The organism is Bradyrhizobium sp. Mp27 (genome assembly GCF_029953005.1).
GTDB lineage: Bacteria > Pseudomonadota > Alphaproteobacteria > Rhizobiales > Xanthobacteraceae > Bradyrhizobium > Bradyrhizobium barranii.
The window spans coordinates 1-387 of record NZ_JASAUS010000672.1 but is presented as its reverse complement, the minus strand read 5'-3'; the positions used below and the strand labels follow the sequence as shown (position 1 = coordinate 387).

At 63.8% G+C, this 387-nt stretch carries 1 pseudogene; it reads left to right on the top strand.

What is annotated here, in order from left to right:
- Window positions 1–314, top strand: a pseudogene (locus QJT78_RS52255) (hypothetical protein); the annotation flags it as partial.
- Window positions 315–387 lie beyond the last annotated feature (73 nt).

Genomic DNA, 387 nt, shown 5'->3' with positions numbered 1-387 from the left:
CGCTGTGCATCGGTACGGCGGCTCCTGGGCAGCCTATTGACCAACCTATTGGGTCCGGGCCGGGTCCCACCGGCAAGCACCAGCGGCTGGCTCGGCATCCGATGAGCGCCTATCCTGTCGTCATGATCAATAACACCGCCCTCACCCGCCGCCGCTCCGACAATCCGCACGAGGAGAGTTGGCACATCTATTCCGGCGACGTCCGCATCGGGACCATCGGCGCACGCGCCGGCGTGCCTGTGCATGCCGATCAATGGGGTTGGTCGATCGGCTTTTATCCGAGCTATGGCGGAATCTGGGTGATGACGGTGTGAGGAAGGCGGCGTATCGAGGCGGGTGACGAGCCTGCCAGAACCTCTCGAGGAGAGCGATACGCCATGACCGAGA